This window comes from Parabacteroides provencensis, assembly GCF_900232875.1.
In the GTDB taxonomy this organism is placed as follows: domain Bacteria; phylum Bacteroidota; class Bacteroidia; order Bacteroidales; family Tannerellaceae; genus Parabacteroides; species Parabacteroides chinchillae.
Window position 1 is genome coordinate 1425308 of sequence record NZ_LT960488.1, and the last position, 26301, is coordinate 1451608.

Annotated in this window: 22 protein-coding genes; 16 read left to right on the forward strand and 6 right to left on the reverse strand. The window is 41.4% G+C overall.

Translation table 11 applies throughout. The features are described 5' to 3' along the window. Positions 1-11: 11 nt before the first annotated feature. Positions 12-278 carry a hypothetical protein gene (locus tag CTY47_RS06290; protein WP_099463914.1) on the reverse strand — a complete coding sequence of 89 codons (267 nt, stop codon included), beginning with the start codon at positions 276-278 and terminating at the stop codon, positions 12-14. A gap of 622 nt (positions 279-900) precedes the next feature. Here CTY47_RS06290 and CTY47_RS17615 point away from each other — a divergent pair. From CTY47_RS17615 to CTY47_RS06305, 4 genes are all read left to right on the forward strand, one after another. Beyond that, positions 901-1029 carry a Lin1244/Lin1753 domain-containing protein gene (locus tag CTY47_RS17615; RefSeq protein WP_099463915.1) on the forward strand — a complete coding sequence of 43 codons (129 nt, stop codon included), beginning with the start codon at positions 901-903 and terminating at the stop codon, positions 1027-1029. A 246-nt stretch (positions 1030-1275) separates the two neighbouring features. Continuing rightward, positions 1276-1446, forward strand: a complete 171-nt coding sequence (locus CTY47_RS17285; protein ID WP_233202097.1) for a hypothetical protein — start codon at positions 1276-1278, stop codon at positions 1444-1446. A gap of 132 nt (positions 1447-1578) precedes the next feature. Then, positions 1579-2733 (forward strand): acyltransferase family protein, encoded by a 1155-nt coding sequence (locus tag CTY47_RS06300; protein ID WP_099463916.1) that lies wholly within the window; start codon positions 1579-1581, stop codon positions 2731-2733. 144 nt (positions 2734-2877) lie between these two features. Beyond that, positions 2878-3858: a linear amide C-N hydrolase gene (locus tag CTY47_RS06305; protein WP_099463917.1), complete on the forward strand. Its 981-nt coding sequence runs from the start codon at positions 2878-2880 to the stop codon at positions 3856-3858. Positions 3859-3994: 136 nt separating this feature from the next. Here the strand turns inward: CTY47_RS06305 and CTY47_RS06310 are convergent, their stop codons facing one another. The 4 genes from CTY47_RS06310 to CTY47_RS06325 all read right to left on the reverse strand — a co-directional run bounded on the left by CTY47_RS06310 (position 3995) and on the right by CTY47_RS06325 (position 11252). Further along, positions 3995-5014 (reverse strand): AI-2E family transporter, encoded by a 1020-nt coding sequence (locus CTY47_RS06310; protein ID WP_099463918.1) that lies wholly within the window; start codon positions 5012-5014, stop codon positions 3995-3997. Between the two features lie 136 nt (positions 5015-5150). After that, entirely contained in the window at positions 5151-6092 is a 942-nt protein-coding gene (locus CTY47_RS06315) for an outer membrane beta-barrel protein (protein ID WP_099463919.1), read from the reverse strand. An 18-nt stretch (positions 6093-6110) separates the two neighbouring features. Then, complete coding sequence (locus CTY47_RS06320; RefSeq protein WP_099463920.1) at positions 6111-9320, reverse strand: InlB B-repeat-containing protein; 3210 nt, start codon at positions 9318-9320, stop codon at positions 6111-6113. A gap of 246 nt (positions 9321-9566) precedes the next feature. Beyond that, positions 9567-11252: a Na/Pi cotransporter family protein gene (locus CTY47_RS06325; RefSeq protein WP_099463921.1), complete on the reverse strand. Its 1686-nt coding sequence runs from the start codon at positions 11250-11252 to the stop codon at positions 9567-9569. Between the two features lie 82 nt (positions 11253-11334). On the opposite strand from CTY47_RS06325, the gene CTY47_RS06330 reads away from it, so the two are divergent. Then, positions 11335-13002 carry a nucleoside kinase gene (locus tag CTY47_RS06330; RefSeq protein WP_099463922.1) on the forward strand — a complete coding sequence of 556 codons (1668 nt, stop codon included), beginning with the start codon at positions 11335-11337 and terminating at the stop codon, positions 13000-13002. 80 nt (positions 13003-13082) lie between these two features. On the opposite strand, the gene CTY47_RS06335 is transcribed toward CTY47_RS06330, so the two are convergent. Continuing rightward, positions 13083-14630 (reverse strand): sensor histidine kinase, encoded by a 1548-nt coding sequence (locus CTY47_RS06335; protein ID WP_099463923.1) that lies wholly within the window; start codon positions 14628-14630, stop codon positions 13083-13085. Positions 14631-15017: 387 nt separating this feature from the next. Here CTY47_RS06335 and rpoN point away from each other — a divergent pair, with 387 nt between their 5' ends. The 11 genes from rpoN to CTY47_RS06395 all read left to right on the forward strand — a co-directional run bounded on the left by rpoN (position 15018) and on the right by CTY47_RS06395 (position 26301). Beyond that, positions 15018-16472, forward strand: a complete 1455-nt coding sequence (gene rpoN / locus CTY47_RS06345) for an RNA polymerase factor sigma-54 (RefSeq protein ID WP_099463925.1) — start codon at positions 15018-15020, stop codon at positions 16470-16472. Between the two features lie 12 nt (positions 16473-16484). Continuing rightward, positions 16485-17105 carry a hypothetical protein gene (locus CTY47_RS06350; RefSeq protein WP_099463926.1) on the forward strand — a complete coding sequence of 207 codons (621 nt, stop codon included), beginning with the start codon at positions 16485-16487 and terminating at the stop codon, positions 17103-17105. 16 nt (positions 17106-17121) lie between these two features. After that, positions 17122-17502, forward strand: coding sequence for a glycine cleavage system protein GcvH (gene gcvH, locus CTY47_RS06355; protein ID WP_099463927.1), 381 nt, complete (start codon positions 17122-17124; stop codon positions 17500-17502). Positions 17503-17508: 6 nt separating this feature from the next. Beyond that, positions 17509-18015 (forward strand): 5-(carboxyamino)imidazole ribonucleotide mutase, encoded by a 507-nt coding sequence (gene purE / locus CTY47_RS06360; RefSeq protein ID WP_099463928.1) that lies wholly within the window; start codon positions 17509-17511, stop codon positions 18013-18015. 93 nt (positions 18016-18108) lie between these two features. Next, on the forward strand, positions 18109-19944 hold the full coding sequence (locus tag CTY47_RS06365) for a 4-hydroxy-3-methylbut-2-en-1-yl diphosphate synthase (protein WP_099463929.1): 1836 nt from the start codon (positions 18109-18111) through the stop codon (positions 19942-19944). A 99-nt stretch (positions 19945-20043) separates the two neighbouring features. Next, on the forward strand, positions 20044-20478 hold the full coding sequence (dut, locus tag CTY47_RS06370) for a dUTP diphosphatase (protein WP_099463930.1): 435 nt from the start codon (positions 20044-20046) through the stop codon (positions 20476-20478). Between the two features lie 74 nt (positions 20479-20552). Then, positions 20553-22268: a tetratricopeptide repeat protein gene (locus CTY47_RS06375; RefSeq protein ID WP_099464102.1), complete on the forward strand. Its 1716-nt coding sequence runs from the start codon at positions 20553-20555 to the stop codon at positions 22266-22268. Next, positions 22265-23116, forward strand: a complete 852-nt coding sequence (locus CTY47_RS06380; RefSeq protein WP_099463931.1) for a DUF4292 domain-containing protein — start codon at positions 22265-22267, stop codon at positions 23114-23116. Before CTY47_RS06375 ends, CTY47_RS06380 begins: the two co-directional genes overlap by 4 nt. Positions 23117-23122: 6 nt before the next feature. Next, positions 23123-24427, forward strand: coding sequence for a murein hydrolase activator EnvC family protein (locus CTY47_RS06385; protein WP_099463932.1), 1305 nt, complete (start codon positions 23123-23125; stop codon positions 24425-24427). A gap of 15 nt (positions 24428-24442) precedes the next feature. Beyond that, entirely contained in the window at positions 24443-25726 is a 1284-nt protein-coding gene (locus tag CTY47_RS06390) for a lipopolysaccharide biosynthesis protein (protein WP_099463933.1), read from the forward strand. Next, positions 25723-26301, forward strand: a complete 579-nt coding sequence (locus CTY47_RS06395; protein ID WP_099463934.1) for an acyltransferase — start codon at positions 25723-25725, stop codon at positions 26299-26301. The genes CTY47_RS06390 and CTY47_RS06395 overlap by 4 nt, the downstream gene beginning before the upstream one ends.

A 26301-nucleotide genomic window follows, 5' to 3' on the forward strand; every position in this document is an offset into this window, starting at 1 on the left:
CATCACTTCCCTTAAGTATCTTGTGGTAAAGTAGCCACAAATCGCATCAACGGAGACTTGGCTACCACAATCTGAGCCGTGATGTCATTGAAGATAAAATCAATCTCGATATAGATGTCAACTACTCGGTCGAAAGTGTCCGCTGCTTTGTAGAGGAATTTATAGGTGCAATCGCTATTTCGGACATCCACAAACTTAACCTCCTCATAAGGGGTGTTACGTTGTAAGTAGGCATCGGCAATTCGCTTTGCCTCCAGGGAACTCATAGTTATTTTCATACTGGCGTTTTTTAATTTGAATGCAAACTTAGGGCATCCCCTTTCGCCATACAAACCTCTCGAAAAAATGGTCGTTTTTTGTATGGTTACGGCAATGTGGGACGAAAAATTTACCACTCGTAACCATCCCCGTAACCACGAAAATAACCTTGGTGTTCCTGCATCGAATTATAACTTTAAGGTTCACTGTTTTAGATGCACAATTGGGTGTTCTTAAGTGTGTTCCTACAAGCATCACAAATGAAGATAACAGCCTCAGAAAGAGCAGATTTTCTGCCGAAACGTGGAGTTTTATGTTTATCTTTGCAGTGTCATAGTTACAGATAGAAACACTTGACTGATTGCTCTTTGAAATAGTGTGAACGAAATTTTGAGCCTTTTTTACCCTCTTGGATACCCTTGCGACACTAAGTCATAACCCGTGTGTAACCTCACTATTTATCTTTGAGTTATCTCTTTGATAATTAGAAGTTAATGATTTGCAGATGGTTACCCAGGCGGATCACTGAAACAATAAGAAGAATCAAGCAAATCCCTGATAATCAGAAATTATCAGGGATTTGCTTTTTTCTGGCAGATAGCAGAAAATAGCCGTTTCAAGCATATTATCGGTGGATAAATCGTGGGAAGGAAATACGGTGCGGATGGGGTTATGCTTTATATCACGTTACTCTGCGACATTTATGCCAACAATTATTACATAGAAGTTATGGACGATTATCTGTTCGATTTATCCGAGAATTGGATATAGACAAAAATAAACGCCGGAATACCTTCTTTTTATGCTTGAAATAGACCTTTTTCATCAAGGGATATTCTCATCCAAGCACATTCTCACCTCTAAAACCATTCAAAAACGCTTTGTTTTGACAAAATAGGAACGTACTATAAATCAGTCAATCGCAAAAAATGAAAATAATTAATCCTGCAATAACCCCGATTATTACTGACAAAACCCCACAAAATAATGTTTTAAGTACACAAAGGAAAGGAAATAATGAGAGAGAGTAAACGCGCGCGAGAAATTGAAAATGTCGCAATGGCAAATGAGCCTGAAAATTTTGCCACGCAATGCGAACAATGGAAGACCGAGTTGCTTGCCGATGACGACTGGAAGGCTTCGGCTTGCCGCCAATCAACACTTGGCATTTATTTTATAATGCCATGATCCCCGGTAAAGGGTACATACGGGCTAAAAAATAGATATTTGCCGGCCTTTTTTTGCTTTTGAGCAAAAAAATTTCGTTTTGCAAGCCGTATCTTTGCCGTCTGGAAATATTAATTAAATAACAAAAAACAAATGTCGAACATTTCTTCTGCAGCTTTTGCAGACACCAAAGCGCATTATGACCTTCTTGACGGATTTCGTGGCGTGGCGGCTCTTATGGTCATATGGTATCATATCTTTGAAGGCTACGCTTTTGCCGGAGGTACTATGATCGAGAGCTTCAACCACGGATATTTAGCCGTAGATTTTTTCTTTATCCTTTCAGGTTTTGTTATCGGTTACGCTTATGATGATCGCTGGGGCAAGAATCTTACAATGAAAAATTTCTTTAAACGTCGTTTGATACGTCTTCATCCTATGGTAATTATGGGAGCTGTCCTGGGCGTTATTACATTCTGCCTTCAAGGCAGTGTGCAATGGGACGGAACGCATGTCGCCATATCGATGATAATGTTATCTCTACTTTGTACGATATTTTTTATTCCTGCAATGCCGGGGGTAGGTTACGAAGTCCGTGGAAATGGCGAAATGTTCCCGTTGAACGGACCTTGCTGGTCGTTGTTTTTTGAATATATAGGCAATATCCTTTATGCCTTATTTATCCGTCGCTTGTCAAACAAGGTGCTGACCGTACTTGTTGTATTGTCGGGAGTGGCATTGGCATCATTCGCCATTTTTGATGTCTCCGGTTATGGAAACATAGGAGTGGGTTGGACATTGGACGGCGTAAACTTTGTGGGCGGATTATTAAGGATGCTTTTCCCGTTCTCTATGGGTATGCTCCTGTCGCGCAATTTCAAGCCTTTTAAGTTGAGAGGAGCGTTCTGGATTTGCACAATTATATTGATAACCTTGTTCTCGGTGCCTTATCTGGGAGGAAAAGGAACGGTTTGTACAAACGGTATTTATGAAGCATTTTGTATAATTATAGCTTTTCCCATCCTCGTCTGGCTAGGAGCATCCGGAAGTACGACAGACAAGAAATCTGCAAAGATATGTAAGTTCCTGGGTGATATATCTTATCCGCTCTATGTGATACATTATCCTTTTATGTATTTATTCTATGCGTGGTTGATCAAAAATCAGCTTTTCACTTTCGGTCAGACCTGGCAAGTCGCTTTGTGCGTTTACGCATGGAATATACTGATAGCATATTTATGCCTGAAACTCTATGATGAGCCTGTTCGGAAATATCTGACAAAACGTTTCTTAAACAAGAAACAATAACAGGTATAACTGCAACAGGAGGGCTCCGGGCGAGTTACCGGAAACAGCACTTCCCTACTCCATGTACCCAGATTAAACTTTACTGATTTTCCATTGTTAATACACTAATAAAAGATTCACGGAAAATAGTAATAGTTCAAAATTATGTGTACAAGAGTAGTTTATTCAGGAACAAACGGGATGGTAGCAACCGGCCGGACAATGGATTGGAAGACAGAAATGCATAGCAATCTCTGGGTATTCCCCAAAGGAATGGAGCGTAACGGAGAGGCTGGAGCTAATTCCCTGAAGTGGACTTCCAGATATGGCAGTGTGGTAACTTCAGCTTTCGAAATAGCAAGCACGGATGGAATGAACGAGAAAGGGCTGGTTGCCAACTTACTCTGGTTGCCCGAAACCAAATATCCGGTCAGAGATAAAAACAAACCGGGGCTTACCATAACGGCATGGGTACAATATATGCTGGATAATTTTGCAACTGTGGAAGAAGCGGTTTCTTTTATCAAGGAAGACACATTTCAGGTAGTATCGGATATGATGCCGGATGGTTCCCGCTTGGCCACACTACATCTGTCTGTTTCGGATGCAACAAGCGACTGTGCCATATTCGAGTATATAGATGGAAAACTAACCGTTTACCACAGTAAAGAATATAAAGTGATGACCAACTCGCCAACATATAATAAGCAGCTGGCTCTTAACGAATATTGGAAATCAATCGGAGGACTTAGCTTTTTACCGGGTACGAATCGTGCATCCGACCGCTTTGCAAGAGCCAGCTTTTATATAGATGCACTACCTAAAACGGACGATGAGAAAATAGTTATCGCCAGCATATTCAGTGTTATACGCAACGCCTCTGTGCCTTACGGCATATCCACCCCCCAAAGTCCAGAGATATCCACTACACAATGGAGAACAGTCTCTGAAAGTAAGAATCTTATTTACTTTTTTGAATCAAGCTTAACCCCCAATACTTTCTGGGTAAAGCTACGGGATTTAGACTTATCAGCAGGTGCTCCGGTGCTCAAATTGTCTATTGCCAACGGCGAAACTTACCACGGTAATGCCGCCAAGGAGTTCAAACCGGCCCAACCTTTCAAATTTATGGGTATACGTGATTAGCCCTTTTAGCAATACTCTCCTGGTTTTATAACATACAAAAAAAGGCAAAACAATGACACAGGTTAAGATCAAATGGGTATATGAAGAACCTGTGCATAATCATGCACGTATATTACAAAGTTTTTTAGAGTCCGGATTATGAACTTTGCTTATTATCGAGATATTCTTTTTTAAAGAGATCGACACATAAAAAGAATATCGACAATAGTAACGGACCAAAAATAATACCCATAAATCCGAATAAAGATAGCCCGATAACTACACCAAATATAGTAATCAACGGATGTGTGTCCGCCATTTTCTTCTGTAGAATAAAGCGGATCAGATTATCTACATTCGTAATTACTACAAGTGCATAGATTGTCAGCCCGATTGCATTAATCCAATCGCCTGTCAAAGCCATATAAACAACCAAAGGGAACCAAACCAATGCTGTTCCCACAATAGGGATGATAGTTGCTATGCACGTGAGAAAACCAAACAGGACAGGATCAGATGTCTTGAATATAAAATAGCCAATCAATGCCACTAATCCCTGAATAATTGCCAACAAAGGAATGCCTATGGCATTGGAAGTTACTATCATATTGATTTCACTCAGTATGCTTGATTTATTCTTCGGGTTAAAAGGCAATATATCATATATATAGCTTTCCATTTTACGTCCTCCTATCAACATGAAATACAGGACAAAAAGCAATACAACAATATTTACCACAAAACTGCTGATACTTCCCATCAGCGCTTGTCCTATCTTAGGAAGTATTCCGGCTACCGACATCAGGTTCTCTTTATCCAATACATTAAACCCGGTTTTCTGCTGAATCAGATCAATTACATGTTGTGCATTACTTATCAATGCACTCGTATCCAAGTTGATATATTGTATTTTATTTATCAACAGCCACACAGCCAGTGAGATTGGAATAAGAAAGCAAAGCACGGCTTCTCCCAACATCAGCAGAGCTACCAAACTATGGCGAAAACGCCTTTTTTCCGTCAAATACAACATCTGCTTCCGAACCAGAATATAAATTGTAACCGCACCAAGTAATCCGCCAAGAAAAGGCGTTATTTTCAAAAACAAGATAATGCCCAGAACAAGAATAATCGTAATAAGTGAGTATTGCCAGTATTGTTCTTTTATATTACTCATGATAATATTTCTTTTTATTATAAAAACAAATAAACAAACGGCAAAGTTTATCCACCGTATTAAAGGGAAGCGGCCGCCTCCAAAAGGAAACGACCGCTAATTGAGAAAGGCTTACTAAATTGCGTCAATTATTGAGTTATAGTTTAAAGCGCAAACCAATCTTGGCCCCAAAAGAAACAAGGTTTACTTTATTCGTAAAATGAGTATTTAGCAAACCATCATAAGAAATACCTTTCCCTACATTGTTATCTGCATCCGGATGATAGTTTTCAGGAGCCGTCAATAAAGATTTACTTTTCTTTTTCTTCAAATCATTAAATCCATAATCAAAATAACCACCTAACAGCAAATCCATATTTTGGCCCAAGTCAACCATAAAGCCTAATTCCAATGAACCAGTCACGCTCATCTGTAATTTTGCATTCCCTTTCCCATTCAATACATTTTCCGGAGTTTCGGTTGTACCGAAGCCATGTTGCGGAACCGGCTGTAATCCCGGTGCACCTACATCTTCAGGAATATGAGCATAATATCCTGATACATTCAGCCTGGTTTCTTTGTTATCCAGAAATGAATATTTAGCCCGGACCGGGAATTGCAGTTTAACACCAAGTCCGGCGTACATTCCCCATCGTTGAGTTTCCCCAAACCGCGTCTGATACTTTCCCTGAACCGGAATATCCAGAAAATAACCATATTGTTTCTCGTCCCAGTTTGCCAAGCGGGCTCTCAAGTCATAATCCTTCGGATTGCCGGATATATCATCATTGTCTATCTGCATTCCCAGACTGAAATAGTCATCTTTCGATATGGTTCCATTTGTATAAACCATCGTTTTAAAATGGGTAAAGCCCAGACCGGACGCGACTCCCCAGTGTTCATCAAAGAAATAACTGTATTCCAGATTCATTCCATAACCCACTTTCGAATCGCGGTTCCCGTCAATGCCTTTCAATTTATAATTTAAAGAAGAACTACCGACATTGCCGGTCACCGAAATATAAGAACCACCTTCTTGTGCGGTAGCAGTAAATGCCATTACCGATATGGCAACTAACAGATAATATATTTTATTCATGATTTCCTGATTTAAATGTTATTTTACAATAAGTTTTTGCGTATATACCTTACCCGAATGCAGACGTATATGTATAATATAATTTCCGGATGGAACAGCTGCTACAATGTCCGTTCTCTGACCGGCAGATTTACAGGAATAAACCCGGCCGCCCGACATGTCATAAATATAGATCGGCACATTTGCCTGATTATCTTCCATACCGTTTATCTCAACTGTAATCGTTTCATACGGTTTTACCGGATTCGGATATACACGAACAGACGACGACTTTGTTTGTCCGTCAAAATAAACCGGGCAACTCTCATCGAAACTTCCATCCGGATAGTATGCACGCACAGAATAGCTTCCTCTCAAACCTTCCGTATCCGTATAATATATACCATTACCATAAGTAGATACCGGCATGCCGTCTTTATACCATTGAAACGATTTATACCGGTTATCCGTATTGGTAACATATAAAACATCATCCCACTTTATTTGTATTTGTAAAGCATTCTGAATGACGTAAACCGTATCACTATTTATATAACCGCAAGTTCCTGCCACCTGTACATAATATTCTCCTTTTGTTTCATTAGAAATCTCGGCTTCGTATACATTGTCGGTTGCTCCGGAAATCGGGCGTCCATTATGATACCATTGATAAGCCAGCCCGTGACCGGCTGCCGATACAGTCAGCTCAAAGACAGAGCCATTACATACAGATTCCACAGTCTGGGGATGTTCCAATATCTGTATACCTTCCAATACCTCAAATTCAAATGGATATTCTTCTATCAGTTGAAGATTCTCTTCACATTTAAGTTTCAGAACTCCCTGATAAAGTCCGTTCGGTACAGAAACCGGAACTTCAAACACAAAATATCCATCCGGCAGTAATGTATATTCTTCCAGGTCTTTAAACCCTGCTGCCTTCGCTTCATCAGAAAAAGCAATAGCATGATGCATCGGATTATCGGTATAAAGCGTATTAAATTCACCCCTGACGACCTTCTCTGTCGGACAAACGGCTGCCAGATCCATCAATTCCACACCCGGCACAGGGTCTTTTCCCGGCTCGGGAATAATTATCTCTTCCCACAAGGCTGTCAAAGAAACATTTTGCTCGGGCATAGTAAACGTATGTCCGGCATGATAAACTCTGTTATCATCCGAGCTATTCCATCCCTCAAACCAATAGCCTCTTTTGGAAGGTTTGTCCTCTGCAACCGTATAAATCGTGCCTGCTTGTACCTGTTGGGATGCCGGTATAGTCCCTCCCGTATTTCCATTTCCATGATAAGATACCGTATATATATTACCTGCGTTCCAGAGAGCTTTCACTTTTACATTTTCCGCCACTTGGGTTGCAGGATTCCAGGGTGTATCGCTACCATCGTCTAAAACCCATCCTCCAAACGTATAAGTGTCGTGAACAGGATCAGCAGAGGGAGAAGTTACCGTTGCATCCGTATGAGTAATTTTAAAATACTTGCTTGTATTAACATTCACGTCCTGGGCATAATATTCCACACCGGTATAATTCAACGAAGGCAACCCGTTCCATCTGCCTCCATTTGCATCAAACCGGACCCAAAGCATTTCAACAGAACCTGCATCCGAAGAACCGTTTACCCTGGCATAACCTCTTTGATCAGCAGATTGTGAAGGTGTTACAACAGAACCGTCAGCCAAACCAAAGACGCTTTCATTGTCATTCGGTAAAATAGGAATTGTTTGCAGTAATACATAATAACCGGTTGTATTGTCATTCGGATTTCCGGCATAAACGTTACTTTGGTTATCTTGTAAAACCGGAGTCGAAGTTCCAAAGATATTCATGATCGTAACATTATTTGCCAACGGTGTACCATCGTCAATACCGATATTGCCTCCTAAATCATTAAGCACACCATGGCTTGTAATAGTAATATTCGCATAATCGCCCGGCATTATATCGTCGTTTTCATCCGTCACATAATTACCGGCCAGAATATTGTTTTCCATCGACAATTCCGGATAAACCTTATTCGGACTGGTATCATAATGATAAGCAATAGCGCCACCCCGTGAACCACCTAAAGCTGTCAGTTGAGGATTATTTTTCCCTGAGGCTTTATTCCCTATAAATGTATTATTCTTCAGATCGGCTTTCGTCTTTTTAGAAAACTGGATAGCTCCGCCACCGGCATCAGTAGGAGGATTATTACTGGAAATTATGCCCTGTCCCCATGAGATATTACTATAAAATGTATTATTTGAGATCGTATTACTACTATTTGTGCCCCAGTTTTGTATCATCAGCGCACCGCCGTCATCATACGACTCATTAGACACAAATGTCGAATTTGTTAACGTAAAATTATGGTCACCATTATCTGAATATAACCCAATCGCACCAGCATCTGCCCAGGGGCCATAATTGGCGCCACCCGGATTCACTGTTTTATTTCCTTCAAAATAACAGGCATCGATTGTGAAATTGGCCGTCGGCGGATTTACGATATGAAAAGCGATGGCTCCACCCAGATGCTTCGTACTGTTATACAAAAACACACTGTTCCGTATATCGACAACAGAACCGCTGCCACCTACTTTTACATTGATTGCACCTCCGCTGTAACCGGTACCATTAGAACTATTCCTGTTGAATGTGGAATAGTCCACATTCAAAGCCTTAATTCCTCCTTCAAAACACAAGGCTCCACCGGCCAATGGGCTATAGTTATACTCGAAAGTAGACTTTTCTATTTTCAGCCGGTTATTAAATGCTCCGTTTATAGCTCCATAATTACGTATATGGGTAAAATGAACATTACCGAAAGAAATCTCTCCGGTCCCGCTACCTATTTCCACACCACCGCTTTCGGCAGGCGAAGGAGTTCCGGCATTCTCATCGTAATAACCTTTCAGTATCAGATTATGGAATTCAATAGAACCATCGCCTTTGGTTACCTTAAAATGTCGGCTACCCGGATTAGGTAAAAGCTCCAGATTATTTCCATCGATAACAATCCGGCTCGAATTGGTATTTGCCAGAGTTATTACATTATCTAACGTAGAAGGAAACTGGCTCGAAAGTGTAATTGTAATTGTTGCACCTCCTGCCGCATTAGCCACCGCATTTTCTAATTCGCTCTGAGAACTGACTTCTGTTTGTGCAAAAAGAGGTTTCCCTAAATTACCAAGCAGGATCAGAACAAAAAGCAAGAAATACTGTCTTTGGGTAAAAATTGACTTCATAAGCTACTGTTTTTATATATTGTTTATAATGCTTTTATCCCGGAACTCCGTCGGGCATAAAAGTACAGCAGCGCATTTGGAAGAAGCAGGCTAAAAATGTGTATTTGCCTGGATTGACATTTCTATATCAGCCGAATATACTAAACATTTACACTTATTTTGAACAATTATATAAAAGCAGGGCTGCTTGTTGCAATAAATAGAACAAGCAGCCCTGTCTTCGTATCACTTTCCGTGTTTGGGAGATTATATTTTCTTATCTACAACGGCTTGCATTACATTAATCACATAGTCACCCAGTTTCTCACTCTCGCTAACCATATCCATATAATATACACCATCCTGATATTGATATTTCTTATTGTTAATGTCCTCAATATTGCGATTCTTCAACTGGTTGCGGTAATTGTTGATTTCATTTTCAATATTATAAGACGGGTTGATATCGTCATGTACCAGTTCCGGCTTATGCAAAACGATATTCATGCGTTCCAATGCTTTCGTCACGAGATCAAACATGTGATCCATGTGTTTGTTCTGTTCATCAGAAAACTCGGAATTGAACTCATTTCTTCGCTTTATTGTACGGGAAAGATTGTTACACGCGTCGGCTATACTTTCTATTTCAGAAACAGCACGCAGCATGATACGGATTTCTTCTTTACTCTCGGAACTCAAACGGCCTTCGGAAACCTGCGTAAGATAGTTGGCAATCTCTACTTCCATCCGGTCACTGATATTTTCATATTTCTCCACCCGTCCGTACGTTTTAAGAAAAACTTCTTCATTTTTTTCATAAAACAACTCTTTCACCATGTTGAACATACGTGCCGTGCGTTCTGCAAACAACGTAATTTCTTTATGAGCCTGCAAAATGGAAAGTTCTGCCGTAGACAGCATGCCGCCGGTGATATAGCGCAGACGATATTCTTCATCTTCCGGTTTTCCTTTAATTAATGAACAAACTGTTTTCTCGATCAGACCAAGAAACCATATCATAATAAATGTATTACTGATATTAAATGCTGTATGGAATGCTGCCAGTTTAAACGAAACGGCAACAGCAGGATCAGTAATCTTCATAACATTAGTAACAAACCATGACACGGCACTCGTAAATGGATAGAACAAAACAAGCACCCATATCACCCCGAAGACATTAAAAACCAAATGGGCCAAAGCAGCCCTTCGCGCCTGTGTATTACCTGTTAAGGCCGCTAAATTTGCAGTAATAGTAGTTCCTATATTTTCGCCTAACACCAAAGCTACGCCCAAATGATAGTCTATCCACCCGTTTGCACACATGATCAATGTAATTGCCATCGTAGCAGCCGAAGCCTGTACTATCATAGTCAGCACGGCACCGATAAACAAAAACAAAATAATGGAGAAGAAGCCCATATCCGTGTAGTTTTGCACAAAAGCCAGCATATCCGGGTTCGCACCCAAATCGGGTGCATTTGCCTTCAAATCCTGAAGGCCCATAAACAAAAATGCAAAACCAAAAATAAATTCACCTAATGATTTGCGGGAACTTTTCCCAGAGAAAAAGAGCGGAAGCCCAAATGCGAGGAGAGGAAGTGCGAATGCTGCGATGTCTACTTTAAAGCCGAGTGCCGAAATAAGCCATGCTGTAACGGTTGTCCCGATGTTGGCACCCATAATGACTCCGATTGATTGGGTAAGCGTTAATAACCCTGCATTTACAAAACTTACCACCATCACGGTAGTTGCCGATGAAGATTGAATCAATGCCGTTATCAGTACTCCTGTTAATACGCCCGTCACCCTGTTTGTGGTCATTGCGGTTAAAATCCTTCGCAAACTATCACCTGCAAACTTCTGCAATCCTTCACTCATGATTTTCATTCCGAACAAAAACAAGGCCAGCGACCCTATCAGTCGGAGAAAATCAAAAAAAGAATAGTCCATTTAAAATTTGTTTAAGTGGATGTATATCCGATTAATATTCCTAACTTTAGGGGACAAAATTATAAATAATAACTGAGATACAATGTCTGAAACAATTACAATTTATTGTAAAAATAACAATGTTTACAAAGAAGTTCCCGTCGGATCTTCACTACTTGATATATATGCAGCCGTTGGTGCTCCGCTTCATTATCGTCCGATGAACGCACAAGTCAATAACCGGACAGAAGGATTGAATTTCAAATGCTGGAGACCAAAAGACATTGAATATGTCGATTATACGGAGCTTTCCGGATTGCGTACTTATGTACGTTCCTTATGCCATATTTTCTCAAAAGCAGTAAACGATGTTCTTCCTTGTGCCACGTTAAATCTGGAACATCCTATTTCCAAAGGTTATTACTGCGTTATTCACAACGGCAAGGATATAGACCAGGAGACGATAAACAAAATAAAGAAACGGATGTGTGAAATTATCAACGCCGACCTTCCTTTCCATCTTAAAACCGTACGTACCGTAGATGCCGCCGTATTGTTCCGCGAACGGGGAATGAACGACAAGGCACGTTTAATAGAAACAACCGGAATGTCGTACACTTCATATTACGAATTAGACGGATATATAAATTTCTTTTATGGTTGTCTGACTCCATCTACGGGTTATATAAACCTGTTTGACATTGTTCCTTATGCCGACGGTGTTTTACTCCGCATCCCCAAGCGGAGCAATCCCCTGGAACTGGAGCCTGTCATCCCTCAGGACAAAATGTTCGAAGCATACAAAGAACATCTTACTTTACAGCGTACTGTGGGTTTAAACAATGTAGGCGACCTGAACCTGGCCATTGAAAAAGGACTTTCACGCGAAATCATACTTGTTTCCGAAGCCATGCAAGAAAAGCAGGTGGCAAAGATAGCCGAAGAAATTGCCCACCGTTATAAAGACGGTGTACGCCTGGTTCTGATTTCAGGCCCGTCATCGTCCGGAAAGACAACTTTCTGCAAACGGCTGGAAGTACAACTTACCACCAACCTGCTGCATCCGGTAGGTATTTCTTTAGACGATTATTTCCTAAACCGGGAAGATACACCTAAAGACGAAACAGGCGATTACGACTTTGAGTCGCTTTACGCGCTCGATTTGCCTTATTTCAACAGTGATCTTAAGAAGCTGCTGGCCGGCGAAGAGATAGAACTACCCAGCTTTAACTTCGAAACCGGTTCACGTATTTATAAAGGAAAGAAATTGAAACTGCATGACAATTCCATACTCGTTATCGAAGGCATCCATGCTTTGAATCCGGAACTTACGGCGTTTATAGACGACAAATACAAATATCGTGTGTATGTTTCCGTCTTGACGTCTATTTCTTTAGATAATCATAACTGGATACCGACAACAGACAACCGGTTGCTTCGCCGTATCATCCGCGACTATCGTTTCCGTGGTTATTCGGCACAAGAAACCATTTCGAGATGGCCCAGCGTACGCCGCGGAGAAGACAAATGGATATTCCCTTACCAGGAAAATGCAGACGCCATGTTTAATAGTGCCATGCTATACGAACTGGCTGCACTCCGCCGGTTTGCCGAACCGATTTTATCTGAAGTCAAAGAGAGCGACCGCACAAATGCGGAAGCCTATAGGTTGCTTCGCTTCTTGAGATACTTTAATTACATACCGGATGAAGAGTTACCCGGAACTTCTTTATTGAGAGAATTTTTAGGCGGAGGAAGTTTCAGGTATTAATAACAAAAAAGGAGCTGTATCAAATTCGTATTCATGGAACACGGATGATACAACTCCTTTCTGTCAATATCTATCTTATTTTAAATCTGCAATGACAAAACGAACCGGCATCCTCTCTTATAATCCATATCAAGAGATAGGTTTCCATTCAGTTTATTAGCAACCAAAGCACATATAGGCAAGCCCAATCCATCACCATCTGCCAAATCCTTTGCTTCCATAAACGGCTTGAATATGCTTTCCCTACGCTCTGCAGGAATACCTGTTCCGCTGTCTGTCACTATAAAGTTACAGAGATGAGCGCCTTTTCTTTTAAACTCTAGTGTAATTTTACCCGAAGAAGTATTGATTGCAGCATTCCTCAATAAGTGCAACAAGATACGCTCTAATTGTACAGCGTTTGTTTTTACTTCCAAAGCAGGAGCATCCACTACCGTCTCCACTTCCGGCTGAACGTCGTCAACGATCTTATCCATTGTCTTCTTACAGAAGTTTCCTACATTGAAGGACTGTACTTCGTACGGTTCCATTAAAGAACCTTCCAGCGAAGAAAGTTCTTGAATGTTCAACCCGAATTGTCTCAAAGCATCTACACGGGATTTTATAGATACGGCTTGTTGCGACACTGTTGCCGGCAATTCGCCAACACAAACGCCAAGCATATCCAACGTTGGAGCCATTTGTTCGGAGATACTTTGTATAAACTTAGTCTGTTGTTCGTTATGCTCGTTATTTATCTTAATAATATTCTTCAGTTTTTTGGTGAGTATCAAATAACGCAACAATATAAATATCAATAACAACAGTGCTGCAATCAATATTACAACAAATGTAGTAAGGCCAACTATCATATATTGTTTACCCGACAACTGGCTATCTTTCTCCTGTATTGTTTTCAGGCTCTCATCATATTTCATCTGCAATGCGCCCAACTTATCCTGCGCATTGAAGGCTTTTACCGAATCCGTCCAAACGATATACTTCTCGTAGGTTCGCTTCATCAACGGAGCATCGTTGGATTTCAAAGCTATATTAATCAGGCTTCTGTAGCAATCGCTCACCTTATCGTATTCTTTCTTTTCCCTGTATTGGCTGATAAGTTTTTGGAATGCGGCATCTCCCTGTTCATTTTTCCCTAAAGCATAATAGTAACTTGCTTTGGTATACAACAAGTCTTCGGCAAGTTTGCTGCTTTTGGATTGGCTGGCTAAATTATTCAGTTCGGCAAGCTGAAGTTCGGCTTGGGCCGCATTCTTAAGCTTCATATACATTTGCAACCGTTCTTTAGTGATCTGGAAACGTTCATCATAAAATACATTTTGCGATTTTTGTTCCTCTGTCTGTAATAATTGCGTCATTTGCCGGCAAAGTTCAAAAGCTTCCTTATAATAATTCTCACGGTAATAAAGAAAAGCTCCTTTTGTTCCACACTCAACCGCCTGTGCATATTTTCCCTGGTTTGCAAAGGAGTTATAAGCACGGATATAAAGGTAACGCGCCTTTGTATAATCTTTCTGCTCAAAACTGGTTTGAGCTTGTTTCATAAATTCGTTTCCTAAGTTTTCCTGAGCCTGAATATTTGTACAAAAACAAAATATAAAAGCAATAATAAAATAAGAGATCTTCATAATTGCAAATTTAATTTAAAGCAAATATACACAGTTCTGCAGACAATGCGCTCTTTCGAAGCGGAAAAATGAAAAAAAGATGCTAAACAAATAGTAAGTTGACAGTCGTCAACCATACGGTCGACAACCGTCAGCCAAGCGGTTGACAATTGTCGGCCGCTTGGCCGATAATTGTCAACTTACTTTTTCATCAAGAAAAACATTATAAATACAGGGTTATCGAATGGCCTCTGCCCGGTTTCAATTGCCATCAGTTCCAACCGACAAGCATGCGCTGTCTTAATTTTATAAAAGAGTTCACGAATCTTGCAGTAAAAACTTATATTTGCATGTTCTAAGTAATATATATGGGCGGATAATTTTCGTACATTTAGCATTTATAGATTTATGTTGAAGCAACAGTTACAACAAAAGTTACAACAAAAGCTTTCTCCTCAACAAATACAGTTGATCAGGCTTCTGGAACTTCCAGCCATTGAACTGGAAGAGCGAGTGAAGCATGAGCTGGAAGATAATCCGGCACTGGAAGAAGGACGCGAGCCTTTAGACGACTTTGAACGGACTGAAGAAGATAACGCCGAAGACATAATGCCGGTAGAAACAGACACGGATATTTCTCTTGGCGATTATCTGAGCGAAGATGATATACCGGACTACAAGCTCCGCGAAATGAGTGACAGGATAGAAAAAAAGGAAGATGTTCCTTTTTCGGCAAGCCAGTCATTAAACGAATTTTTACTGCAACAGCTCGGACTACGTGACTTAACGGAAAAACAACTGAAAATTGCAGAATATATTATAGGTAATATTGACGACGACGGATATTTGCGACGCGATCTGTCCGCTATTGCCGACGATTTGGTTTTTCAGGCAGGACAAGAAGTGGATGAAGGCGAAATAGGAATGGTTCTTTCCATCATTCAGGATTTTGAACCCGCAGGAGTAGGCGCCCGTAACCTGCAGGAATGCCTACTGATCCAATTGGACAAACGCGAACAAACGCCTGTCAATTCATTAGCAATACACATTCTGACCGAATACTTCGAAGAGTTTATCCGCAAGCATTACGATAAGATTCTACGCGGACTGGATATCGACGAAAACACACTTAAGAATGCAATTCACGAAATAACCATGCTGAATCCTAAACCGGGAAGCAGTTGGGGTGGTTCTATGGAAGTGGCCATGAGCCAGATCATACCCGATTTTCTGGTGGAAGCAAACAATGGCGAGCTGACCTTAAGCATGAATAACCGCGATATTCCCGATTTAAGAATTAATCGCGAATATGCCGAAATGTTTCAGGATTATGCAGGAAACAAAGCAAACCAAACGGCTAAAATGCGCGACGCCGTACAGTTCGTAAAACAGAAACTGGATTCCGCCCAATGGTTTATTGACGCCATTAAGCAACGTCAGGAAACTTTACAACGCACAATGGAAGCGATCATTCTGTTACAACGCGACTTTTTCCTGACAGGAGACGAAACATCCCTTCGTCCGATGATACTGAAAGATGTAGCAGAACGTGCCGGATATGACATTTCCACGATTTCGCGGGTAAGCAACAGTAAATATGTACAAACAAACTTCGGCATTTACCCGCTTAAATATTTCTTCTCCGAATCGATGCAAACCGACAGTGGCGAAGAAATATCCACCCGCGAGGTAAAAAAGATCATGAAAGAACATATTGAAAACGAAGATAAACGCAAGCCCCTGACAGACGAAGAACTAGCCACTATCCTGAAAGAAAAAGGATATGTAATAGCCCGCCGGACAGTTGCAAAATACCGGGAGCAACTGGATATACCGGTAGCCCGGCTCAGAAAAGAAATTTAATAAATAAACAACATGAGATTATTTGCTAATATAACATCCATCCTATTCCATCCGTTGCTTATGGTGACCTATGGGATCATATTGGCTCTTACCTACACCTACCTTGCCATATACCCGCTCCCTGTAAAGCTAACGATTTTAGGAGGTACATTTGTTTCTACGGCAATTATACCCGGTGTGTTTATTTGGCTGATGGTAAAAAACGGAGCAGCTGTCGACCTGGAACTTTCCGACCGCAAAGAACGCATTGTTCCTTACCTTATTTTCATAACTTCCATTATGGTCTGCACCTTCTTCCTCTATAAGATGATGATGCCATTCTGGATACTGGCGCTTCTGATAGGCGTCTGTGTCTCACTGATAATAGCCTTGAGCATTAATTTTTTCTGGAAAATAAGTGCGCATGCCATTGGCGTAGGCGGATTACTGGGCGGTATTATGGGAGTTGCACGCATACACATGATAAATCCTTTCTGGGCTTTCATTGCCGTATTGCTGATAGCCGGTTTGGTAGGTACATCACGTATCTTTTTACAAAGACATACACCTATGCAGGTATATGCAGGCTTTTGTCTGGGATTTATATGTACATTTGTAGCCTCGTTATTAAGTTATATCTATTTATTCATCTAATAAAAACACTAAAATTATGAATTTTCCTGCAGATTTAAAGTACACAAAAGACCATGAATGGATTCGTGTAGAAGGCGACGTTGCTTATGTTGGTATCACAGATTACGCGCAAGGCGAATTGGGCGAAATCGTATATGTAGACATCACTACGGAAGGCGAAGAAGTTGCTAAAGAAGAAGTGTTCGGAACAATCGAAGCTGTTAAAACCGTATCGGACCTGTTTATGCCTGTTAGCGGCGAAGTATTGGAAATTAATGCTGAACTGGAAGACAAACCGGAATTGGTTAACGAAGATGCTTACGGTAAAGGTTGGTTGATCAAAATCTCTCTGAAAGACAAATCTGAAGTGAATGAACTGTTGTCTGCGGCAGATTATGAACAATTGATTGCAAAATAAGAGAATATGACACCTGTTGTAAGTATAATAATGGGCAGCACATCAGACCTGCCCGTTATGGAAAAAGCAGCCAAGTTGCTTGACGAAATGGAAATCCCATTCGAAATGCATGCACTGTCTGCCCACCGTACTCCGGCAGAAGTGGAGGCTTTTGCCAAAGGAGCCAAAAGCCGCGGCATTAAAGTGATTATCGCAGCAGCCGGCATGGCAGCCCATTTATGCGGCGTGATAGCATCCATGACGACATTGCCGGTTATCGGCGTACCTATCAACTCTTCGTTAGACGGTATGGATGCCCTATTGGCTATCGTACAGATGCCTCCGGGAATCCCTGTTGCAACCGTAGGAATTAACGGAGCACTTAACGCCGGTATCCTTGCAGTACAAATGCTTGCCGTAGGAGATGAACAACTCCAGGAAAAGCTTGTTGCATACAAAGAAGATTTGAAAAAGAAAATCGTGAAAGCAAATGAAGAATTAGCTCAGGTTTCCTTTAAATACAAAACTAATTAGTTGACTCTTGGCTAGTGACAGGTAAACACAAATACCGTTTGCGCACCTGTCACCTGCCAACTATCCCCTGTCAACTGAATTGTCAACTGAATTATGGATTATTTTAATTATACCCGGCGTAAATCGTCTGTTGTTCATATCGGAAACATTCCGATGGGAGGAAAAAATCCGATTCGCATCCAATCCATGGCAAATGTATCTACTATGGACACAGATGCAGCAGTCAATCAAGCAATACGAATGATTGAAGCGGGTGCCGAATACATTCGTTTTACCGCACAAGGAGAACGGGAAGCACGCAATCTGGGAGAAATCCGTAAACAATTAAACGCACAAGGTTTCACCACCCCGTTGGTTGCCGATATACACTTCAATCCCAAAGCAGCCGATGCCGCTGCAGAAGAAGTAGAAAAAGTCCGCATTAACCCGGGCAACTACGTAGACAAAGTAAAAACTTTCAGTCATCTTGAATACACTGACGAGGAATATGCAGCCGAATTACAGAAAATCCGCGATCGCTTTGTTCCTTTCCTTAACATTTGCAAGAAACACGGAACCGCCATCCGTATTGGCGTAAATCACGGTTCGCTGTCCGATCGTATTATGAGCCGCTATGGCGATACACCCGAAGGCATGGTAGCCTCATGCATGGAATTTCTTCGTATTTGCAAAGACGAACATTTCCCGGATGTAGTTATATCAATTAAAGCATCCAACACTGTTGTGATGGTGAAGACCGTCCGTTTATTAGTACGGACGATGGAGCAGGAAGGCATGGCCTATCCTTTACATTTAGGAGTAACGGAAGCCGGAGACGGAGAAGATGGACGTATAAAAAGTGCCGTTGGTATAGGGGCTTTATTATCTGATGGTATCGGTGACACGATCCGGGTGTCATTAAGTGAAGATCCGGAAGCAGAGATACCTGTAGCCCGCAAACTGGTAGAACATATATTGGAACGCCGGGAGCACAAACCGATTGTGGGCACTTTATCCGCAGGTTATGATCCGGTAACCGCGACCCGCCGTAAAACCCGTGCCGTAGAAGGCATAGGAGGAAACTTCCCTCCTATTGTCATTTCCGACCGCAGTGATGGGAATTTTGAATTTGATCATTCTTCTTTACCTGACTACATATACATTGGCAAAGAGGATCCTGATAATCTGCCCGACAACTTCAGGCTGTTGGTAGATGCCCATTTCTGGAAAGAACGTCCGAACGCATTTCCTTTCTTTATTGCTTCCGAAGCAGAAGAACTGAAAGACTATGACGTACCCCTGAAGTTCATCCGCATAACGAACAGCGACCTGAACGAAAATCTGATCAAAACCCTCCAAAAAGACAAAACCGTAGTTGTAATTCTAAGTACTTATCATCGGAATGCGGTTGGTGCCGAACGTGCCGCCATGCATAAACTATTATCGGCCGGTTGCGACATTCCGGTTATACTGCACCGGGATTATCAGGAAACAGACACGGAAGCCTTGCAACTAAAATCGGCTGCCGATTTCGGAACTTTATTATTAGACGGTTTCGGAGATGGCATCATGTTGCATAATGAAGGAACCAAGACCTCCGTTGCAGACAAATACATGTTTGGTATATTACAAGCTACCCGCTTGCGTATCAGCAAAACGGAATATATTTCCTGTCCGAGCTGCGGACGTACATTATACGACCTGCAAACAACAATAGCCCGTATCAAAGAGGCAACATCGCACCTGAAAGGTCTGAAAATCGGTATCATGGGCTGTATCGTAAACGGTCCCGGAGAAATGGCTGATGCCGATTACGGTTATGTTGGTGCCGGACGGGGACAAATCAGCCTATATAAAGGGAAAGAATGTATATTGAAAAACATTCCGGAAGAAGAAGCCGTAGAACGTTTGGTACAATTAATAAAAGATCATGGAGACTGGACGGATTAACCGACAGTTAATATTCTATACAGGAATCAAACATCTGTCAACCGTCGTTTGTCAACTGTCAACTTTTAAATATCTTTGTCAGTCAATAATTAAGAACTCATGGAAGTAAAAATAGTTAATAAATCCCATCATCCGCTGCCGGCATACGCAACACCGCTATCGGCAGGTATGGATATTCGTGCAAACTTGTCGGAACCTGTCGTGTTAAATCCGTTGGAACGTAAAATAATCCCTACCGGACTTTACATTTCGTTGCCGGAAGGATATGAAGCACAGATGCGTCCACGCAGCGGTTTGGCTATCAAACATGGCATTACCTTACTGAATACACCGGGAACTATCGACGCCGATTATCGCGGAGAAATAGGCATTATTTTAGTAAACCTGTCAAATGTGCCATTCGAGATAAACGACGGAGAACGTATATGCCAGATGGTTATTGCCGCTCACAGCCATGTTGAATGGAAACCGGTAGAAGTATTGGACGATACCGAACGCGGTGCCGGAGGCTTCGGACATACCGGAAAACAATAAGAGAATATCTCTTTACGTGAACAAATAAAATTATGACATTGAAATCTCTGAAATATATTGCACTATTATTGCTGATGACCTGCTTCGTTCCGGTAAAAGCAACGAATGCCAAAGTTATTGGTTCTTCTGTAGCTGCAAAGATAAGTGATGCCGACCGACGTAAATTTGATTATTTCTTCTACGAAGGGCTCAATTTAAAGAATGCCGGCAAGTTTGATGCTGCCTACGATGCTTTTTATCATTGTTTGGAGCTTGACTCGACAGCAGCTCCGGTTCTTTACGAATTATCGTCTTTCTATGTACAATTAGACCGCCCTAATAAAGCTGTAGAGATGTTGAAACGGGCTGTAGCAAACAGTACGGACAACTACACTTATAAAATTGCCCTGGCAAGTGTTACCCGCAACTTAGGCATGTACGGAGAAGCAGCCGAAGAGTATGAAGAACTAATAAAAGAATATCCCGACAAGGCCGAATTATATTATTACCTGGCCGATGCTTATACCCAAAGCGGAGATATTGGTAAAGCAATCGACGCATACGACTCGCTAGAATCGATTATTGGTATGAACGAAGCTCTTTCCATGCAGAAGTATAAATTGTATAATCAACTGGAAAAGCAAGACGAAGCATTCAGGGAAGTAGAAAAACTGGCTGATAAGTATCCGATGGAAGCCCGTTATCAGATCATATTGGGAGACCTCCACCTGGAGAAGAAAGAAATGGAGAAAGCCCTGGCTTATTACCAGAAGGCACACGAAGTAGATCCGTTGAATCCGTATTATATCGTCTCCATGGCTAATTATTATGAGGCAACGGATAATAAAACAGCCGCAGAAGAACAAATACGGACAGCTCTTGTCAACGAAAAATTAGATGTAGAAACAAAAGTCAATATCCTGTCCCGCTACATCCTCAAACTACAACAAACAAAGCAGGGAACCGAAAGTGCAAACCAGCTATTCCAGACGTTACTGGAACAACATCCGGAAGATATAGATCTGAAGCTGATGTATGGCGGCCTGTTGCTGGCACAAGGAAAAAACGAAGAGGCTAAGTTTCAATTCCAACTGGTAACAGAAATGGAACCGGATAATGCCGGAGCCTGGCAACAACTTCTTAATCTGGCATTAAAATCGGAAGATATTCCGGAAGTAATGCGTATCTGCAACAAGTGTATTGAACTATTTCCCCAATCGCCCGAGTATTATTTCTATCTGGGGATTGCCTATTATCAACAAGGAAAATACCAGGAGGCCCTGAATGCCTATTATACCGGACTGAATGTTATCCCGAAAGAAAACCTGCCTTTAAAATCTGATTTCTACGGACAAATAGGTGATATCTATTATCAGATGACGAAGATGGACCAGGCTTATCAAGCGTATGACGAAGCGCTGAAATACAATGAAAACAATGTTGTTGTATTAAACAATTACAGCTATTTCCTTTCGTTAGAAAAGAAAGACCTGAAGAAAGCAGAACGAATGAGCGCTCTATGTATAAAACTGGAACCGGATAATGCAACTTATCTGGATACATACGCCTGGATTTTCTTTGTGCAGGGCAACTATACGTTGGCAAAAATATATATAGAAAGTGCACTTGAGAAAGATAAAACAAAAAGTGCGGAACTGGTAGATCATTACGGTGACATCCTGTTTATGAACGGTGATAAAGAAAAAGCCATTGAACAATGGAAGAAAGCCAAAGAAATGGGAAAGAAAACAGAGATACTCGACCGTAAGATTGCCGAAGGTATTTATATTGAAGATAAAGATGCAAAATGAATAAATGGGGAAAGTTTAGAGGATTAGTTGTTTTTGCAGGGATAATAATGCTACTTTCTTTAGCCGGTTGTAAGTCGTCCAAGAAAGTAGGAACTGTAGAAAGCAGCGGCACCAAAGCGTACAATGAGTTTTTTGCATCCATGCAAGAACAGGAATTCCATTTCAACACACTTTCGGCACGTCTGAATGTAGACCTTAACCTGCCCGATAAGAATATGAGTTCGCGTGTTGATCTGAAAATGATTAAAGATAGCGTTTTCCAATTATCCGTACAACCTTTTCTTGGTATTGAAGTCTTTCGCATAGAACTAAGTATAGATAGTATTAAAGTCATTGACCGCATAAACAAACGTTTTGTAACGGAAAGCTATTCAGGTTTGAAAGGGCAAACTCCAATAGATTTTAATTTCTACAATTTGCAAGCACTTTTCACAAACCATTTGTTTTTGCCTGGACAGCAGGCTATTTCACCGAAGCAATACAATCATTTCAGGCTGGAACAAGAAAATGGGCTGGCTGAAGTCAAAACAAAAGATTCCATGGGACTGCTTTATACTTTTACTGCCGATGGAGAAGAAAAGCTTCTTGCCACCCACATCAGTGAACCATCCGACAAATACATGCTTCAATGGGATTATCAGGATTTCAGGTTAGCCGGAGACCAACCGTTCCCGATGCTCATGGACATACGATTACTGGAGAATAATCTTTCCAAAGGAAACATCAGAATCCATTTCTCCCGTATACAAACAGATATGCCGCTAAGTATGGATTTCAGCATCCCTGCAAAATATAAACGTATTACCTTTGCACAAATAATAAAAGCAATAAGTAATAACAGTAACTAAACGGATATGAAGCACTGTTGGATTGTCATATTTTTAATTCTTCTGGCTCCCGCTTATGCTCAAAAGTCTGATAAGGTCAGACAACTTGAAAAGCAGCGTAAGGAAGCACTGGCTGAAATTGAAACGACAAGCCAACTGTTGAATGAAACAAAACAGACGGCCAAAAACTCGCTGAATCGTCTTAACCTGTTGTCGCAACAAATACTATCCCGCAAGAAAGTAATCAGTATTTTAAACCAGGAAATTGACGCTATCAACGGGCAAATGAACAAAATGAACCGTGAAATAACTCAACTGGAAAGAGAATTAGGCAATAAAAGAGCCAACTATAGCAAATCTGCACAAAGCCTATATAAACGGCATAGCTCGCAAGACAAACTTTTATTCATTCTATCTGCCGATAACTTTGCACAATCTTTACGCCGCATGCGATATTTACGCGAATATGCCGACTGGCAGAAACGGCAGGCCAACGACATTATAGACAAGCAAAAAGTAATTAACCAGAAAAAGGTAGAGTTAGAGAAAACGCGATCTGCAAAACTAACCCTTCTAGGCACCCGCGAAAATGAGAACAAGAAGCTGGTATCGGAAGAATCGAGTCAGAAAGAAGAAATACAGCAACTAAATAAAAAACAAAAGAAGCTACAGGCAGAATTACGTAAAAAACAACGTCAGGCACAAGCTTTAAATCGTCAGATAGAACGACAAATTGCCGCCGAGATTGCGCGTGCAGAAGCTGAAGCCAAAGCGGCCCGTGAAAAAGCAGAACGCGAACGTCGTGCCCGCGAGAAAGCCGCCCCAGGCTCAAAATCTTCTTCAGAACCAATTCGCGAAGAACGTGTTGCCGATACAAAAGGCGGCTATGCCATGACGAAAGCGGAAAAGCAACTATCCGATAATTTTGCCAATAATCGCGGTAGACTGCCTTATCCGGTAGCTGGTTCACATACAATTGTTGCTTCATTCGGCGAACAACAACATCAGGAACTGAAATATGTCCGTACAAGCAATAGCGGAATAGATATCCAGACCACTCCGGGATCAGATGCCCGCGCGGTCTTCAACGGTGAAGTAACCCGCGTATTTGTAGTACCGGGATATAATAATTCCATTATCATACGCCACGGTAACTACCTGACTGTTTACAGTAACCTTAGTGAAGTATATGTGAAAGCCGGAGACCGGGTCTCTACCCGCCAGGCCATCGGGCGTATTTTCACCGATACGGAAGATGGAAACACAACAATCCTTCATTTCCAGCTTTGGAAAGAAAAAACGAAACTCAATCCGGCTCCGTGGTTGGATTAACAAACAGCCCGGCTTATGAATCCGCTCCCGAAAAATATCCAACGATGGACGGAAAACCCCGTCTTCCGTAATATATTACTCTTGTTCTCCGGTACAGGTCTGGCTCAACTCATTCCCGTTATCATCCAATTATTTTTAGCACGTATTTATTCCAAAACGGAATTCGGAGAACTATCCGTATTTATGTCTGTCATTGGTATAGGAGGAGTGATTGCCACACTCAACTACGATTATGTTGTTGTCATCTCGCGCAAACAGGGAGAAGCACGTACAATGCTCTCCCTCTCTCTGCTTTCATCCATACTGATAAGCATATTCAGTTGCCTGATATTATATGTATTCAAGCCCTATTTCTCAGGGATATTGAATGTCTCGGACTATAGCATTTTATGGATGGCACCGCCTGTAATCCTTATCATGGGGTGGATAAACGGCTTCACGAGTTGGTACAACCGGCAGGGAGCTTATAAAAAGATGGTAACCGGACAACTCACCCAAGGACTATCCATACCGATACTAAAGCTTCTGTTTGGTTATGTAGGCATATCTGCAGGATTGATCTGGGGAACATTCACCGGGTATATCTTTGCCGTTGCCTATTTTATTTACCTTTATCTCGCAGACGAAAATAAGCAAGGTCTATTCCGCTCCCTTTCATGGATCAAGATAAAGCTATATGCCTGGGAATACCGGGACTTTGCCATTTATGCCAGCATCGGAAATTTATTCAATGCATTTGCTTTACTGGGACTTCCGTTATTAATTACATTTTTCTATCCGCTTGAAGTAGCCGGACTATACTTTTTTGCCAATTCTATCATACGGCTGCCAATAAACCTGCTATCCCTCGCCATTGGCAAAGTATACAAAAAAGAGGCCAGCGAAATGTACCAGAGGCGTCCGCACGAATTATACTCATTTACAATTCGTATTCAAAAGATGATATTATGTTTCGTACTTCCCCTATTGGTATTCTTCTTCCTGTTCGGACCTCAACTGTTTTCATTCCTATTTGGAGCCAAGTGGATAGAATCCGGAGAGATGATCCGTTATTTTGCTATCTTTGTTCTGTTTAATGCGCTTTATTCACCCATAAGCTCAATAGCAGATATATTGCGGCATCAAAAACTGCTTTTGTTCTTTAATGTTTCTCTTGTGATATGCCAGATAGCTATATTCGCAATAGGAGCAGGTCTGGAATTTAAGTATGTATTATTGGCGACTTCCGTCATCGGTACATTGCATTATATCCTGATTGACATATACATGAAAAAGCAGATAAAAAAATACAGATTATGAAACAACTTCTCAAAAATATTTCCGAACCGGTTCTGCGTATTCTTATCCATTGGGCATATCCGCGTTTCGAACGCCAGGAAGGTTATACGTCTTATGCCCACATCTTCATACACTTCTTCCTGATGCAGAAAATAGTAGGTATCAACAGAAGTGTTCCCTGGCCTGTGCATTTCACCAGCCAGATCATTGAATGGCAAAAAATAGAAAAAGGAATCTGCTGCGATCCGGGAGATTGCAAAGGTGTATATATTAATGCGCACGGTGGACTTAAGATCGGGAACAATGTAGAAATTGCACCTAACACGGTTATCTCTACCGTAAACCATCACAAGCGTGATTTCCGGAAGATCGGATATAAGAAAGGGATTACCATTGGCAACAACGTATGGATAGGTGCCAACTGCTCAATCCTGGCAGGTGTTACGATTGGCGACAATGTGGTTATAGGGGCCGGTTGTACAATAAGAGAAGATGTTCCATCTGACACCGTTGTTTCACAAACTGCGGAATCGCTGGTATATAAACCCCAGTCGGGCCCGCATGAATGGGATTATACAACAGCCAGACTTATGTAA